This window comes from Gaiella occulta (assembly GCF_003351045.1).
Lineage (GTDB): Bacteria > Actinomycetota > Thermoleophilia > Gaiellales > Gaiellaceae > Gaiella > Gaiella occulta.
On sequence record NZ_QQZY01000008.1, the window covers coordinates 50,051 to 64,997 of the forward strand.

General features: G+C 70.4%; 13 protein-coding genes. 5 read left to right on the forward strand and 8 right to left on the reverse strand.

Going from position 1 to position 14,947, the window contains the following annotated elements; genetic code table 11:
- The first annotated feature begins 64 nt into the window (after positions 1-64).
- A complete protein-coding gene (locus tag Gocc_RS13495) occupies positions 65-1,150 on the forward strand; it encodes a ferrochelatase (protein WP_114797102.1) in 1,086 nt (361 codons plus the stop codon).
- A 495-nt stretch (positions 1,151-1,645) separates the two neighbouring features.
- Here the strand turns inward: Gocc_RS13495 and Gocc_RS13500 are convergent, their stop codons facing one another.
- From Gocc_RS13500 to Gocc_RS13525, 6 genes are all read right to left on the reverse strand, one after another.
- On the reverse strand, positions 1,646-2,125 hold the full coding sequence (locus tag Gocc_RS13500) for a hypothetical protein (RefSeq protein WP_114797103.1): 480 nt from the start codon (positions 2,123-2,125) through the stop codon (positions 1,646-1,648).
- A 319-nt stretch (positions 2,126-2,444) separates the two neighbouring features.
- Complete coding sequence (locus tag Gocc_RS13505) at positions 2,445-3,662, reverse strand: type II secretion system F family protein (RefSeq protein ID WP_114797104.1); 1,218 nt, start codon at positions 3,660-3,662, stop codon at positions 2,445-2,447.
- Positions 3,663-3,673: 11 nt separating this feature from the next.
- Positions 3,674-4,495 carry a hypothetical protein gene (locus Gocc_RS13510; protein WP_114797105.1) on the reverse strand — a complete coding sequence of 274 codons (822 nt, stop codon included), beginning with the start codon at positions 4,493-4,495 and terminating at the stop codon, positions 3,674-3,676.
- Positions 4,495-5,151 (reverse strand): type 4a pilus biogenesis protein PilO, encoded by a 657-nt coding sequence (gene pilO / locus Gocc_RS13515; RefSeq protein WP_114797106.1) that lies wholly within the window; start codon positions 5,149-5,151, stop codon positions 4,495-4,497. The genes Gocc_RS13510 and pilO overlap by 1 nt, the downstream gene beginning before the upstream one ends.
- Positions 5,148-7,511 (reverse strand): type IV pilus assembly protein PilM, encoded by a 2,364-nt coding sequence (gene pilM, locus Gocc_RS13520; RefSeq protein ID WP_114797107.1) that lies wholly within the window; start codon positions 7,509-7,511, stop codon positions 5,148-5,150. The genes pilO and pilM overlap by 4 nt, the downstream gene beginning before the upstream one ends.
- 8 nt (positions 7,512-7,519) lie before the next feature.
- Positions 7,520-8,698 (reverse strand): type IV pilus twitching motility protein PilT, encoded by a 1,179-nt coding sequence (locus Gocc_RS13525; protein WP_114797108.1) that lies wholly within the window; start codon positions 8,696-8,698, stop codon positions 7,520-7,522.
- Between the two features lie 235 nt (positions 8,699-8,933).
- Here Gocc_RS13525 and Gocc_RS16980 point away from each other — a divergent pair, with 235 nt between their 5' ends.
- The 4 genes from Gocc_RS16980 (at position 8,934) to Gocc_RS13545 (ending at position 12,398) form a co-directional block, all read left to right on the forward strand.
- Positions 8,934-9,323, forward strand: a complete 390-nt coding sequence (locus Gocc_RS16980) for a type IV pilin protein (protein ID WP_181813688.1) — start codon at positions 8,934-8,936, stop codon at positions 9,321-9,323.
- A 143-nt stretch (positions 9,324-9,466) separates the two neighbouring features.
- Positions 9,467-11,536 carry a glycosyltransferase family 39 protein gene (locus Gocc_RS13535; protein ID WP_114797110.1) on the forward strand — a complete coding sequence of 690 codons (2,070 nt, stop codon included), beginning with the start codon at positions 9,467-9,469 and terminating at the stop codon, positions 11,534-11,536.
- A gap of 32 nt (positions 11,537-11,568) precedes the next feature.
- A complete protein-coding gene (locus Gocc_RS13540; protein WP_114797111.1) occupies positions 11,569-12,114 on the forward strand; it encodes a hypothetical protein in 546 nt (181 codons plus the stop codon).
- Positions 12,111-12,398, forward strand: coding sequence for a hypothetical protein (locus tag Gocc_RS13545; protein ID WP_114797112.1), 288 nt, complete (start codon positions 12,111-12,113; stop codon positions 12,396-12,398). The genes Gocc_RS13540 and Gocc_RS13545 overlap by 4 nt, the downstream gene beginning before the upstream one ends.
- 7 nt (positions 12,399-12,405) lie before the next feature.
- Here Gocc_RS13545 and Gocc_RS13550 read toward each other — a convergent pair whose 3' ends face one another.
- Together Gocc_RS13550 and Gocc_RS13555 are read right to left on the reverse strand one after the other, a co-directional pair.
- Positions 12,406-14,190: a GspE/PulE family protein gene (locus Gocc_RS13550; protein ID WP_114797113.1), complete on the reverse strand. Its 1,785-nt coding sequence runs from the start codon at positions 14,188-14,190 to the stop codon at positions 12,406-12,408.
- 3 nt (positions 14,191-14,193) lie between these two features.
- Positions 14,194-14,946, reverse strand: a complete 753-nt coding sequence (locus Gocc_RS13555; RefSeq protein WP_181813689.1) for a prepilin peptidase — start codon at positions 14,944-14,946, stop codon at positions 14,194-14,196.
- Position 14,947 lies beyond the last annotated feature (1 nt).

Below are 14,947 nucleotides of genomic sequence, written 5' to 3' on the forward strand. Positions count from 1 at the left end.
ACCGTCCTGCGCACGTGCGCCGGCTGCGCAGCCCCGGAGCGCGACCGGTGGGTACGCTCGCCCCATGGCGACGACACCGCTGAAGGCGCCGGCGGACGGCTTCGACTCGCCCTTCCCCGACACGCGCTTCGACGCGCTGCTGCTCGTGTCGTTCGGCGGGCCGGAGGGGATGGACGATGTGATCCCGTTCCTCGAGAACGTCGCGCGCGGACGTAACGTCCCGCGCGAGCGGCTCGAAGAGGTGGCGCGCCACTACGAGCTGTTCGGCGGCGTCAGCCCGATCAACGCGCAGAACCGGGCGCTGATCGCGGCATTGCGCGCCGAGCTCGACGCGCACGGCGTCGACCTGCCGATCTACTTCGGCAACCGCAACTGGCATCCGCTCCTCCCCGACGCGCTGCACGAGATGGCGGCCGACGGGGTCGAGCGGGCGCTCGCGTTCTTCACGTCGGGGTTCTCGTGCTACTCGGGCTGCCGCCAGTACCGCGAGAACCTGTACGTCGCCCAGCAGCAGGTGGGCGCGAAGGCGCCGGAGGTGCTGCGCACGCGCATGTTCTTCAACCATCCCGGCTGGGTGGAGGCGAACGCCGACCATGTCCGCGCGGCGCTGGACGCGATCCCCGCAGAGCGACGCGCGCGGGCGCACGTTGCGTTCACGGCGCACTCGATCCCGCTCGCGATGGCGCGGGCGTCGCGCTACGAAGACCAGCTTCGCGAGAGCGCGCGCCTCGTCGCCGAGGCGGTCGACAGCGCCGACGCGGCGCTCGTCTACCAGAGCCGCAGCGGCCCGCCGCACGTCCCGTGGCTCGAGCCGGACATCCTCGACCACCTGCGGGCGCTCGCGGCGCGCGGCGTGGAGGACGTGGTCGTGTCGCCGCTCGGCTTCGTCTCCGACCACCTGGAAGTGCTGTTCGATCTCGACGTGGAGGCGAAGAAGCTGGCGGGCGAGCTCGGCCTCAACCTCGTGCGCGCGCCGACCGCCTCGACGCACCCGGCGTTCGTGGCGATGATCCGCGAGCTGATCCAGGAGCGCCTCGACCCCTCACGCGAGAAGCGCGCGCTGGGCCGCTTCGCGCCGGCGCACGACGTCTGCCCGGTCGACTGCTGCCTGCCGGGCACGGGCCGGCCGAGCCCGTGGGCGCAAGCGTGATCCGCCTCGTTCGCGTCCGCGCCGGCGCTTCGCGGACACCGTCCCGACTTGCCCGTCGAAGCCCCGTTAGCCCTTGCGATCTCGTTCGGCCTCTCTCGCGCGGCCGACGGCCTCGGCTGCTGGGCGAGGGGGTCACTGATAACAGGCAGTCGTTCTCCAACGAAACTATTGTGCAGGAAAGTTTCGTGTATGAATGTTTCTCCTGCTGCACTAATGGCCGGATGACATCCCGGAAGTTCCTTGGCCGAGACCGCGAGCTGGAGAAGCTCGCCGGCCTCCTCAAGGAGAGGGCCGCCTGGGTCTGCACCGCTTGGCCCGACTTCTTCTCACCTGTCACACGGTCTTGTCCGGCGATCCGATGTCAGCCGGCATGAGCGGGCTGTTGTACGGAAGCCGGAGATCGACATCCACCTGCTCGTCATAGCCGAGCACAGTGAGATGCGTGACCTCACCAGAGCGCGCTTGCAGACCTTCTGGTTCGTCGATCGTTAGCGTCTAACTGAAGGGCGGGTACAGGATGTCGGTGGCCGCGAACGCCCTGATCGTGGAGCCGTCGAAGTGTGCGAGCATGTAGAGGCCTGCGTGGCGCGCGAGCGGCTCGTCGTAGATCCCGAGGTAGAGGCGGTAGCGGTCCGGTAGCCCCACGAGGTCGCGCTCCGCGACGAACCGGCGCAACGGCTCGTGCTCGGCGGCGAACTCGCTCGTGTTGATCACGAGCAGCATTAGCACGACCTGCTTCACGAACCTGACGGGGTACGACGGGGGCACTTTCAGGTTGACGGCTTCGATGTTCTCGCGCTCAGGATGCTCGCGGATGTCGTTCACGATGTCGGCGCCGAGAGACGCCCACTCCCGGAACTCGGGGACGTACCAGTTGCCACCGCGCTCGTTGTTGCATTTGTCGCAGAGCACGAAGTAGCCGGAGCCGCGCTGATCGTTCAGCCACCGCGCCCGCTCGCCCGCCTCGAACAGCATCCGCTGATCGAGCGTGTACGTACGCGCCGGCGAATTGTTGAACGCACACTGGGGTGGCACATGCTCAAAGGTCAGGCGGCCGTACCAGCCACAGACCCGGCAAGTGCCGATTACGTGCCTCTCCGCGATGACGAGACGGTACTCCCCTTCGCGGCGATACCAGGATCCCGCCGACAAAGACCGAGATCGCTTGTGCGACAAATAACTTGGGTGGAGCCATGCAACTGCAATCGGCCGCAAGCGGCGGCTCGAAAAATCCAGCGATTAGCAGGATCTTTCGAGACAGGCCGATGCAATCAAGCGTTCAACCAGCTCCTCGCTACTTGACCAGGCTGAGCATCTTGAACATCGGCAGGTACATGCTGATGATGATGATGCCGACCATGACGCCGACGCCGACCATCATCAGCGGCTCGATGATCGAGGTCAGCGCGGCGATCGACGCGTCGACCTCGTCCTCGTAGAAGTCCGCCACCTTCGAGAGCATCTTCTCGAGCTCGCCCGTTTCCTCGCCGATCTTCACCATCTGCGCGACCATGGGCGGGAACACCTCGCTGTCGATCAGGGGCTGCGCGATCGACGCGCCCTCCTGCACGCGGGCCCGCAGGTGCCCGGTCTCCTCCTCGACGACCCAGTTGCCGGACGTCTGCGCCGTGATCTCGAGCGCGCGCATGATGTCGACGCCCGACGCGATCAGCGTCGACAGCGTGCGCGACCAGCGCGCCATCGCGATCTTGCGCACGACGCTGCCGATCTGCGCGGGCAGCCTTAGCTTGAAGCGATCCCACGCCTGCCGGCCGGGCTCTGTCCTCTTCCAGCGGAAGAAGCTCCAGAGCGAGAGGCCGACGACGGGGAAGATGACGAACCAGTAGCCGCGCAGCGCGTTCGACGCGTACAGCACGTACTGCGTCAGCGTCGGCAGCTCGCCGCCGAGCTGGTCGAAGATCTTGACGAAGATGGGGACGAGGAACATCAGCATCCCCGTCATCACGAGGGTCGCGAACGTGAGCACGACGCTCGGATAGATCATCGCGCCCTTGACACGGCGCTTGATCCGCTCCTCCTTCTCGATCTGGATCGCGACGCGGTCGAGCACAGTGTCGAGCACGCCCGCGGCCTCCCCCGCTTCCACCATGGCGATGTAGAGCCGGCTGAACACCGTCGTATGGCGTGCCATCGCCTCGGAGAGCAACGCGCCCGTCTCCACCTGCTCGCGGATGTCGGCGATCACGGCCGCGAGCGCCTTGTCGTCGGTCTGCTGCTCGAGGATCACGAGCGCCGTCACGACGGACAGTCCCGCCTCGATCATGGTCGCGAACTGGCGCGAGAACACCTGCAGCGACTTCGGCTTGACCTTCCTGGTCTCGAACAGGCTCTTCCGCGACGACGGCGCCGGGCTCCTCAGCTCCTCGACCCGCTGGGCGAGAAGCCCGTTGCCGCGAAGGGCATCGCGCGCAGCCGAGAGGTCGGCTGCCTGGATCTCGCCCGTGAGCTCGGCCCCCTGGGCGTTGATGGCGCTGTAGGCGAAGGAGGGCATCGCTCGCTCCCCTACTTCTGCACGGAGGTCGGGGCGGCCGCCGCGCTCGGCGCCGGGGCGGTGAAGCTCTCGATCTTCTCCGGCGCCGCGCCAAGGTACACGAGCTTCACCGCGTAGCGCGCGCCGGTTGCGTCGTTCACGAGCGTCACCTGCTTATCCAGCTTCAGCGCGATCGTCTTGCCGCCGGCGAACGTCCCGCCGGCGACGCCGATCCGCGCCGTCCCCTTCTTGAGCGAGACGAGGACGAACATGGGGTCGCTCTTCGGGAACGTGTCCCTGAGCGAGAGCGCCTGTGGCGAACCGTTGATGACGATGGTCGCGTTCGTCAGGGCCGGCTGGGCAGGCGTCGCCGGCGCGGAGCCCGCCGGTGCGACGGTGACGCCGCCGCTGAGGTCGCCGCCGGCTCCGGCCGGCGCGCCCGCGCTCGGAGCGGGGGCCGGGGTCGCGGCGGGGGCAGCGCTGACGTCGCTCTGCTGCTGCACGAACGGGTCCTTCGCCTCGAACAGGCTGAACGAGCGCAGCTGCCCCTCCGTGGCTCGGGGGGCGGCCGCGCCGACGATCGTGACGCCGGCGAGCACGGCGCGCGGGCCGGTCCCGGCCTGCGCGGGTGCGGCCGGGCTCGCCGGTGCCGTCGACGACGCCGGCGAGCCCGGGACCGACGCGACCGGAGGCGCGCTCGCTGCCGCAGGAGCGGCCGCGGGCGGGTTGAGCTGCTTCCACAGCTTCGGGCCCTGGATCGCGCCGAGGCCGAGCAGCACCACGCCCATCACGACGAGCATCGTCTTCTGCTTCTTCGCCTTGGCGGCGGCGTGGTCGATCTGCTTCCTGGCCATCAGGGCGTCACTCCTGCTGCAACCGTCCCGCTCGAGGACGGCGTGCTGGTCGTGGAGTGGTCGGGGGTCGCGGCCGGTGCGGACGTCGAGAACACGTACGCGTTGATCGTCACCGTCGCCTTCACGATCGGGAACTTCTTGTCCAGATCCGGCTGAGCGAGGTCGACGCCGGCGACCGAGTAGAGCCGGCCGCGGGCGTCGAGCCGCCCCTCGCGAACGCCGACGAGCGAGCGCAGGTCGCCGAGGAAGCGCGAGACGTCGGCGAACCGTCCCTGGACGATGACGCCGAGCGGCTGGGTCACGAAGCCGCTGCCCATCTGCGCTCCCGAGGGCGTGATCGAGCGGAACTCGAGCCTGTTCCGGCCCGCGAGCCGGTCGACGTCCAGCAGGATGCCGGCCATGTCGGTGGAGTTCGGCAGTGCCTTCGTGAGGCGATAGATGTCTCCGGGCTTCACCTTGACGTTCGCGGACGGGCGGGCGAGCGCGAGGCGGCGCTGCGAGAGATCGCCGCGCGCCTCGCTGATCTGCCGCTCGAGCTGCGCGGCCTTCGAGCGCTGCGGGCCGACGAGCAGGAACCACCCCGCCGCGACGACGAGCAGGAGGGCGGCGACGGCGCCGCCGATCGTGCGCTCGCGGGAGCCGAGCAGGCCGCTCATCGGGAACCTCCGGTCTTGGTCAGAGCCGCGACGATCACGAAGCGGACGACGTCCTTCTTGCCGACCGTCTCGCGCTGGCTCGAGGTGAGGGTGACGCGCGACAGCGAGGGGAGCGTTGCGAGCCGCGCCAGCAGCCGGGCGACATCGGGCTGCGAGTACGTGTAGCCCTCCATCGTGACGTCGGTCGGAGGCGCCTCCGGCTGTCCGACCGTCGCCGCGGTCGCGGCGGTGGTGTTGCCGTCGGCCGACACGACCGGCTGCGGCTCCTTCGCCGACAGCGACTTCAGCCACACGTTGCCGGGCAGGACGCGGGAGATGTCGCGGAACATCGCGTCCCAGGCGAGGCGGCCGCCGAGCACGTTGGCGACCGCGGTCGCGCGGGCGGCCTCGTCGCCGACCACGCGTGCGTCGATCTCCGGCCCCTGCGGCTTCGGCAGGGCCGCGATCTGCGCGGCGACCGCGTCCAGCTCGGCCTGCCTGTCGCCGACCGCCCCGTGGGCGCCCATGTAGAGGACGCCGAGCGCGACGAGCGGGACGGCGGCGGCGACCGGCGCTGCGAGCGCGATCAGGCTCGACCGCATGCTGCGCGTCTTGACCGCGTCCGACGGCAGCAGGTTGACGCTGCGCGTCGAGATGTCGTCGATCGCGAGGCCGATCGGGACCGCCATCGACCCGATCGCGGTCTCGATCGCCGGGTCGAACGACCCGGCCGCGACGACGCGGCCGAGCGGGTCGCCGAGCCGGACGTTGACGCCGATCATCTGGTGCAGCGTCTCGCCGAGCCCCTCGAGGTGCGAGGTGCCGCCGGTGATCACGATCTCCCCGATGCCCAGCGACTCGGGCTGGGTCTGGTAGAACTGGAGGGAACTGACGAGCTCGCGCGCGAACGGGGTCAGCCGCAGCCGCACGGCGTCGACCGCTCTGGCGCGCGCCACCTCGTCGAGCCCGTCGAGCTGGCGGCCGGGGCCGCTGAGCGAGAGATGGCGCAGGATCGTGGCGGCCTCGGCCGGATGCACCTCGAGCGCGGTCGCGATCGCCTCTTGCAGCGCGCCACCGCCCCAGTCGAACACCCGCGTGAACTCGCAGGTGCCGGCGCCGGCGACGAGCAGCGTCGACGACTCGTGGCCGATCGCGACGACCACCGTGGCCGTGTCGTCGACGGCGCGGACGGAGAAGGGCCTCGGATCGACGAAGGCGCGCAGCAGGCCGAGCGCCTCCAGGTCGATGCCCGCGAGCTTGATGCCGGCGCGCCCGGCGACCTCCACGTACGGCTCGATCTGGTCGCGTGGGGCAACGACGAGCAGCACGCGGCGAGTGGACTCGCCCGCCTCGTTGCTGCGCTCCTCGAGCACGCGGTAGTCCAGCACCGACTCGTGCACGGCGACCGGGAGCACCTCGTGCGCCCGGAAGCGGACGGCGTTGTCGAAGCGCGCGTCGTCGTCGATGCCGGCGATGTCGAAGGTGCGCACACCGATGCGGTTGCTCGAGATGCCGATGCGGACGTCCTTCTTCGGCAGGCCCTCCTCGTCGAAGAAGGCCCTCAGCGCGTTCGCGAGCGCATCCCCGTCGCGCACCTCGCCGTCGACGACGACGCCGTCTGCGAGCGGCCGCCGCGCGAGCTCGACGAGCTCCGGGCCGCCGTCCGTGTCGACGACGACGGCCGCGGCGAGCTGCGAGGCGCCGATCTTGACGCCGACGACCCGGCGGCCCCTGCCGCTCCTGCTGCCACGGCCCGACCGGCGCCTGGAAACGGCTCGGGCGCCCCACCCGCCGCGGGCGAACCGTCCTGCTCGCCTGGCCGCGACCTCGTCCGCCGCGCTCTCATCGGCACCAGCGCCGACCACAGGCTCCCCGACCACAGGCTCCCCGGCGGCGGCCGCACCGGCCCCGACATCGGGAGCGCCACGTCGGCGCCGGAAGCTGAGCTCCCGCTTGTAGAACGGCACCTTCTCCGCGGCCACCGCGGCCTCGGGCTCGGCGATGCCCGCCCGCTCGGCGTCGTCGTGCTCGGCCGATCCGGCCGTCTGCCACGGAGCCGGCGCTTCCTCGCCGCCGCCGGCCGATATCCGCGGCGTCGTGTCTGCACGCGGCACGCCCCCGTGGCGCTTGAACGAGAGCTCCGTGCGAAAGCGCGGCTCGTGGTCGACGTCCTGCTCGGAGGGTGCGAAGCCGATCGGCCTGCGGCGCGACTCACCGGGAGCGGGGAGCGCACGCGTGTCGCCGAAGCCGATCGAGGGGCGGGTCGAGCCTGGCTCGACCGGGTCGCCGGTGCGATGCGGGTCGAAGCCCGGCGCGGGGCCGGACGAGGGAACGGCGGCATCGTCGCGGCCGGAGAGGACGTTGCGGGGGTTCCAGATCATGGACGGGCTCAGCTCCCGGCCACCCGCAGCGCCGCGCCCAGTCCGGGCATGGCGGCGGGTGCGCCGTCGCTGGGCAGGGCGGGAATGGGGACGCCGGCGCGCTCGAGCGCCGACACGAGTGCTTCGGGGCGGCTCGAGCGGCCGACGGCCTCTTGCACGGAGATGCGGTTCGACTGCACGAGCTCGGTGAGCGACTGCTCCATCGTCTGCATGCCGCGGCGCGTGCCGGTCTGCATGTACGAGTAGACCTGCTCGATCTTGCCCTGGCGGATCAGGTTGCGGATCGCGTCATCGAGGAAGAGGATCTCGAGCGCACACGCACGGCCGCTGCCGTCGACCGTCGGAAGCAGCGTCTGGGTGACGATGCCCTGCAGCGTGCTGGCGAGCTGCATGCGCACCTGATCCTGCTGGGTGGCCGGGAACACGTCGATGATGCGGTCGATCGTGCTCGGCGCGCTCTGCGTGTGCAGCGTGGCGAATACGAGGTGGCCGGTCTCGGCCGCGGTCAACGCGGTCGAGATGGTCTCCAGGTCGCGCATCTCGCCGAGGAGGATGACGTCGGGGTCCTGGCGCAACGCGCCGCGCAGCGCGTCGGCGAACCCTGTCGCGTCCTCGCCGACCTCGCGCTGGTTGACGATGCAGCGCTTGTGGCGGTGCAGGAACTCGATCGGGTCCTCGATCGTGATGATGTGGTCACTGCGCGTGCGGTTGATCTCGTCGATGATCGAGGCGAGCGTCGTCGACTTGCCGGACCCCGTAGGACCGGTGACGAGCACGAGCCCGCGCGGCTTGTTCGCGAGCTCGTGCAGGCTCGACGGCAGACCGAGCTCCTCGAGCGAACGGATGTCCACGGGAATGGTGCGGAAGGCGGCCGCGAGGCTCGTGCGCTGGTAGTACACATTGACGCGGAAGCGGGCAAGGCCGCGGATGCCGTGGGCGAAGTCGAGCTGGCGTTTGAGCTCGAGCTGCTTCTGCTGCTCGGTCGTGGTGATGCGGTAGAGGAGCTCGCGGATGGCCTCGGGGGTGAGATCGGCGAACTCGCTCAGCATCTCGATGCGACCGTGGAGCCGCACAGCCGGCGGCAAGCCTGCCGTCAGGTGCAGGTCGGAAGCGCCCAGCGCGACGGTGCGCTCGAGCAGCGCGTCGACCGAGAGAGGGGCGGCGTGGGTGTGCCCGGAGAGCTCCACGGGTGCACCTATCGGCAGGGGGACGCCGCGGCTTGAGCGCCATTTCGGTTCCGCTGCACGTGCCGGAACGGGGCCCTCGTCGCTGCTACGCACCTGGGGAGGGAAGGAGAGAGATCACCCACTGCAGGGGATGCCGTCACCCGCGAATCACCCGTTTGGGGATTCAGCCGCCGGGGACGCGCCCCGATACCCCCCCTTGTCGGTTCCACCCCTGCACCTTCGGAAGGAGCACTGCATGTTCTCGATCGTCACCAAGCTGCAGAGGCGGCTTGCAAAGGAGCAGTCGGGCTTCACGCTCATCGAGCTCCTCATCGTGCTCGTCATCATCGGCATCCTGCTCGCCATCGCCGTGCCGTCGTATCTCGGCTTCAAGGATCGCGCCAACAAGTCGGCGGCGCAGGCCAACGTCCGAGCCGCGACCCCGTCGCTCGAGGCGTTCTACGCCGACAACGCAACGTATGTCGGGGCCACGATCGCCAAGCTCAAGGCCTCGTACGACGCCGGCATCAAGCTCAACACCGTCAAGGGAGCGACCGCGTCGACGTACTGCATCGACGCCGTGTCCGGCAGTTTCACCTACAAGAAGGCCGGTCCGGGCGCCGACATCGTCAGCGGCGCCTGCTAGCCCTGCAACGACAGAAGCCGATCTGCGCGGGGCGCGGCAGGAGCCGCGCCCCGCGCGTTCAAGTCCGTAGCTCCACATCCGGGGACAGTCCTACCCGACACCAACGAACGACGATGCCCGAGATCCCCGCTTACCTCTCACACGTGAGACCTGCGGCGTCGTCTCAAGCGGCGACGTCGCTCGTCGCGCGCGCCCGCGTCGTGCCCACGTGGGGATGGCTAGCCGCGATCGTCGCCCTGAGCGCGCTCGTGCGCGGGATCCTCGCCGTGACACGTTCCACGCCGCGCTACTTCCCCGACGAGTACATCTACACGTCACTTGCACGCTCGATCGGCCATGGCGAGCTCTCGATCCGCGGCGAGACCGTCCACTTCCCGGCCCTCCTCGAGCCGCTCGTCGACGCGCCTCTCTGGCTGCTGCAGAGCACCGAGACCGCCTACCGCCTGACACAGGCACTGCACGCGGTCGAGATGTCGCTCGTGGCGCTCCCCGTCTACCTCCTCGCGCGTCGCCTCGGGCTGCCCACGTGGCAGGCGCTCGCATCGGCCGCTGCCGCGGTCACGCTTCCCGCGCTCGTCTTCTCGAGCTATCTGACCGCTGACTCTCTCGGCTTCACGCTGGCCACGGCCGCCGTCGCCGTGGGCGTCACAGCGCTGGACCGGCCGACCCGACGCTCGCAGGCGCTGTTCCTGGCGGCTGCCGGGCTCGCGACGTTCGCACGCGTGCAGTACGTCGTCATCCTCGCTGCGTTCCTCGCCGCCACCCTGATCGTGTCGAACGGCCGCTTGCGCGAGGCGCTCCGCGCGTTCGGCGCGACATACCTCTTCGTGGGCGTACCGGCCGTCCTCGCTGTCGTGGTCGTCGGACCGTCAGGTGCCCTCGGCTACTACAGCGGGATCCTCGAGTTTTCCCTCGATCCCGCGAGCGCCGTCCGCTGGGTAGCGGTCGACGCCATGCTGTTCGCCTACGCCGTCGGCTGGGCGCTCGTTCCCGGAGCGGTCGTCGGCCTCGGAGCGGGACTCGCGCGGCCGCACGACCGCGCGGAGCGGGCGTTCGCAGCGATGACCGTCCTCGTCGGATTCGGCCTCCTCGCAGAGGCGGCCCTGTACGCAACCAACGGCTCACCGCGTTTCCAGGAGCGCTACCTGATCGGCCTCATGCCTCTCGCGCCGATCGCCTTCTCCATAGGTGCCCGGCGGCTTGCGCACGTCCGGTACGTCGTTGTGGCGATCGCCACGGGGCTAGCCGTGCTGTCGATGCGCGTGCCGCTGTCGGGCTATGCAGCCGCGTCGGGCAAGCAGGACTCACCGTTCCTCTCGGGGGTCTTCCAGATCGAGCAGTGGGTCGGGACAGGCGAGGGATCGCTCATCGTCGCGCTATCGGCGCTCGCTCTCGCCGGACTGGCTACGGTCGGAGCACTGCGCCCACGCGTCGGCACCCCAGCCGTCCTCATCGCGTCGATCGCCACTTCGGCGACGATCGCGATCGCCTCGACTCTGAACGACATCCAGTCGTCCGACACGGTGCGCCGGCTCTTCGTCCCCGCCTCACCGTCGTGGGTCGACGAGGCGGCACTCGGCAAAGCAGATGTCCTGCTGGCGCCCGGATCGTTCGCGCCGGTGGTGTCGGAGCACCTCTTCTGGAATCGCTCGCTCGACCGAGTCGTGCTTCTCCCGGGAGCGCAGCCGATTGACGCGTTCGGGACGGCGCAGGCCAACATCGACAGCGCTACCGGAGCGCTTCTCGAGGAGGGTGCGCCCATGGGACGCCCGCTGCTCATCGAGGAATACTATTCGGTGGTCGAGATCGAGGATGCGCCGCTGATCGTGCGAGCGAAGGCCAGCACGCTGTGGGGCTCCTCTCCACACCCGCGTATCGCGCTCATCCAGGAGGGACGCTACCTCGACGGCTGGCTCGGGCGCGGTTCGGCGATCACGATCTGGCCAGGGGCGGACGGCTCTCGCCGGGCGACGCTTCGGCTCAGGCTCCGCCTCCCCGACGAAGCACCATCGATGACGCTCACCGTTTCCGCCCCAGCCGAAACGCAGACGGTCGCCGTACTACCCGGACGGAGCGTGACGGTCGACGTGCCGGTGCGTGCGACGCGCGCGCCCGTCACCGTCACGATCACCTCGGGGCGTGCGTGGATCCGTGGCAACCGCGCCGTCTCCGTCCTTGCCGAAAGGCCGCAGCTCATCACCAGGCAGCCGTAAAGTCGACAGGCGAATCTGCCGATAGCCCGAGCATGACGTTCCACCTCACACCGCAAGCGCGCATCCTGGCAATCGTCGGGCTCGCAGGACTGCTCGCCGTCTCTGCGCTGATGGCGTCGCGCGCCGGTGTCATCGGCGCCGGCTCTGCCGGCTCCTCTCCTACGGCCACTCGGGTCGTGACCACCATCAGGCCGGCGCTCCCTGCGACGACCCGGCCGGCTACAGAGCCGACGACGCCGAAGGTCGTCCTCCTGCCGGGACTGCCGCAGCCCGTCGCCAGGGCGCTCCGCACCTCGAAAGTGGTCGTCGTCTCCCTCTACGCCGGCCCCGCGCAGGCGGACCGCGCCGCGGTCGCCCAGGCACGCGCCGGCGCACGCACGGCAGGCGCCGGGTTCGTGGCGATGAACGTCGTCGACGACCGCAAGGCACGGCAGCTCGCCTCGTTCGTCGGCCCCGTCTCCCCCCCCACCCTGCTCGTCGTACGACGGCCGGGCAGGGTCCTGACCCGCATCGAGGGCACGGTCGACAGCACGATCGTCGCGCAGGCCGCGCACGACGCCGGCGCCCGCCGCCGTTGAGCACAGGCCCCCTCGACCCACCGCGGGCGGAGCCGATCCCGGTCGACTCCGCCCACGCGCTCTTCGACTACGAGGTGCGGCGCGATGGCCGGGTCGTCGCGCATCTGCGCGCCGTGCAGTCCCCGGGGGGCGTGACCGTCGAGACGGAGGTCTACCCGGTCGGCAGCCGCCCCACGGACATGCCGGTCGCGCGGCCGATCACCTTCACCTCGCCCGACCAGGCACGCCGCTTCGCCGACGAGGCGCTGACGGCGCTCGAGTACCTGAACTGCACCGTCGCCTGAGGCTCTCTCAGAAGGTGGCGACGACGCGCGCCAGCTCTTCCAGCGACGTGAGGCCGGCCGCTGCCTTTGCGATGCCGTCGTCCCACAGCGAGCGCATACCGGCCGCGGCCGCGGCCCGCTCGATCTCCTCGCGATGGGCGTTCTGCGACGCGAGCGCCTCGAGCTGGTCGTCCATCACGAGCAGCTGGAAGATCCCGACGCGGCCCTTGTAGCCGGTGCGGTTGCAGCGTGGGCAGCCGGCCTTGCGATACAGCACCATGCCCTCGCGCGCGGCGGCCATGTCGGGCGAGATGCGCGCCGCCATCAGCTCCTCGGCGGTCGGCGCGTACATCTCGCAGCAGTTCGCGCACAGCCTGCGCGCGAGCCGCTGCGCGAGCACCGCGGACACGGCGGAGCCGGTCAGAAACGGCTCCACGCCCATCTCGTTGAGGCGCGTCAGCGCGCCGGGCGCATCGTTCGTGTGCAGCGTCGAGAGCACGAAGTGGCCGGTCAGCGCCGACTCGATCGCCATCTTGGCCGTCTCGGCATCGCGAATCTCGCCTACCATGATCACGTCGGGATCGGAGCGAAGGATGGAGCGCAGCGCCGCCGCGAACGTCATGTCGGCCTTCACGTTGATCTGCACCTGGTTGACGCCGTGCAGCCGGTACTCGACCGGGTCCTCGACCGTGATGATGTTGATCTCGGGCCGGTTGATCTCCGCGAGCGCCGCATAGAGCGTCGTCGACTTGCCCGAGCCGGTCGGGCCCGTGACGAGCAGCGCGCCGGTCGGCCGGCGGATGATCTCGCTCAGCTTCCCGCGCATCGCCTCGGAGAGGCCGAGCGACTCGAGCGTCGGCGTCTTGCGCGACTTGTCGATGAGACGCATGACGACCTGCTCGCCCTCCACGGTCGGCAGCACCGCGACGCGGATGTCGAGCATGCGCCCGACGGCCCGCGCGTTGAGGGAGATGCGGCCGTCCTGCGGCTTGCGGCGCTCGGCGATGTCGAGCTTGGCGAGCACCTTCAGTCGCGTGGTGACGCCGTTGGCCATCCGCTTCGGGATGCGCTGCGCCTCCGTGAGCACGCCGTCGATGCGCACGCGCACGAGCAACGCGTCCTCCTGCGGCTCGAAGTGGATGTCGCTCGCGCCGTCGACCGCCGCCTGCATGACGATCGAGTTGACGAGACGCACGAGCGGCGCGTCGGAGACGCCGTCGTCGACCTCGAGGTCGTCGTCGTCCTCGACCACCTCGAAGTCGTCCATCGCGGACTGGGTCTCGAGCACTTCCGACCGGCGGGCGATGCGCTCGAGCTCGACGAGGATGTCGTCCCGGCTCGCGACGCCGATCTCGAGCTGGTAGCGCGTCGCGAGCCGCAGCTCGTCGATGCCCTGGATGTTGCCCGGGTCAGCGACGGCGACCCGCATGCGCTCGCCGGTGCGCGAGAGCGGGACGGCGACGACGCGCTGCAGCGTCTTGAGCGGTATCAGATCCGCGGCGCTCGGCGAGACGCGATCCTCCGCGAGGTCGATGAACGGCAGGCCGAATCGGCGCGCGAGCGAGCGCGCGATGCCATCCGGCTGTGCCAGGCCCTCGGCCTGAAGCGCCTCCGCGAGCGATCCCGCGCCCGCGCGGCCGCGCACGGCCGCGAGGCGGTCGCGCGGAATCAGCTCGGTGGCCGCGACGAGATCGGCGACGAGATCTGCGAGCGTCTCGAAGCCTCGCGCGCGGTCGAATGCGGCCTGCGGCGTCCCGGCGCGCCGGCCGCGGTCGGTGAACCTACGCAGCGGCCCTGCCGGCTCGAAGCTCACGACCTAGCCGCCGCCGAGGCCGAGATACGCATCGAGGAGCGCGTCGCCCCAGAAGAGCGCCGCCACCGCTCCGAGCGCGAGGAAGGGGACGAGCGGGATCGCCATCCTGCGCGCCCCGGACCCGTGCCGCGCGAGCAGGACGAGGGACGGCACGAGAGCCGCGAGGAAGCCCGCCATCAACGCGACCGTGACGTTCCGGCCGAGCATCGCACCGAGCAGCAGCGCGAGCTTGACGTCGCCCATGCCGAGCCCCTGCGGGTGGACGAGAGCGGCGACGAGGAGGAAGCCGGACGCGCCGAGCGCCGCGGCCAGCCACTCCACGCTCGGGTCGATCGCCGTGTGGGCGACGAGGGCGATCGCGGCGGCCGGGATCACGATCCGGTTCGGGACGAGGCGGTAGCGGAGGTCGGCGGCCGAGAGTGTGACGAGGACGACCAGAAAGAACGACGCGAGCGCCGCGTACGCCGTCGGCCCGTAGACGAGCACGCCGGCGGCGACGAGCCCGGCCGTTAGCGCCTCGACTGCCGGGTAGAGAGGAGAGATGCGGGCATGGCAGCTACGGCAGCGACCGCGGAGGAGCAGGTACGAGACGATCGGGATGTTGTCGCGGGCGACGATCGGCGTGCCGCACGCCGTGCAGCTCGAGCGCGGCTTCGACACGGAGCGGCGCAGCGGCACCCGTGCGGCGACGACGTTGGCGAAGCTGCCGAAGGCGAGGGCCGGCGGCAGCACGAGAGCGGCGAGGGCGACGTTCACA

What these genes read in the sequence shown, in the direction of transcription:
- Gocc_RS13495 (WP_114797102.1), top strand. Translation starts at nt 65, where the DNA reads ATGGCGACGACACCGCTGAAGGCGCCGGCGGACGGCTTCGACTCGCCC.
- Gocc_RS13500 (WP_114797103.1), bottom strand. Translation starts at nt 2,125, where the DNA reads ATGCTGTTCGAGGCGGGCGAGCGGGCGCGGTGGCTGAACGATCAGCGC.
- Gocc_RS13505 (WP_114797104.1), bottom strand. Translation starts at nt 3,662, where the DNA reads ATGCCCTCCTTCGCCTACAGCGCCATCAACGCCCAGGGGGCCGAGCTC.
- Gocc_RS13510 (WP_114797105.1), bottom strand. Translation starts at nt 4,495, where the DNA reads ATGGCCAGGAAGCAGATCGACCACGCCGCCGCCAAGGCGAAGAAGCAG.
- pilO (WP_114797106.1), bottom strand. Translation starts at nt 5,151, where the DNA reads ATGAGCGGCCTGCTCGGCTCCCGCGAGCGCACGATCGGCGGCGCCGTC.
- pilM (WP_114797107.1), bottom strand. Translation starts at nt 7,511, where the DNA reads ATGATCTGGAACCCCCGCAACGTCCTCTCCGGCCGCGACGATGCCGCC.
- Gocc_RS16980 (WP_181813688.1), top strand. Translation starts at nt 8,934, where the DNA reads ATGTTCTCGATCGTCACCAAGCTGCAGAGGCGGCTTGCAAAGGAGCAG.
- Gocc_RS13540 (WP_114797111.1), top strand. Translation starts at nt 11,569, where the DNA reads ATGACGTTCCACCTCACACCGCAAGCGCGCATCCTGGCAATCGTCGGG.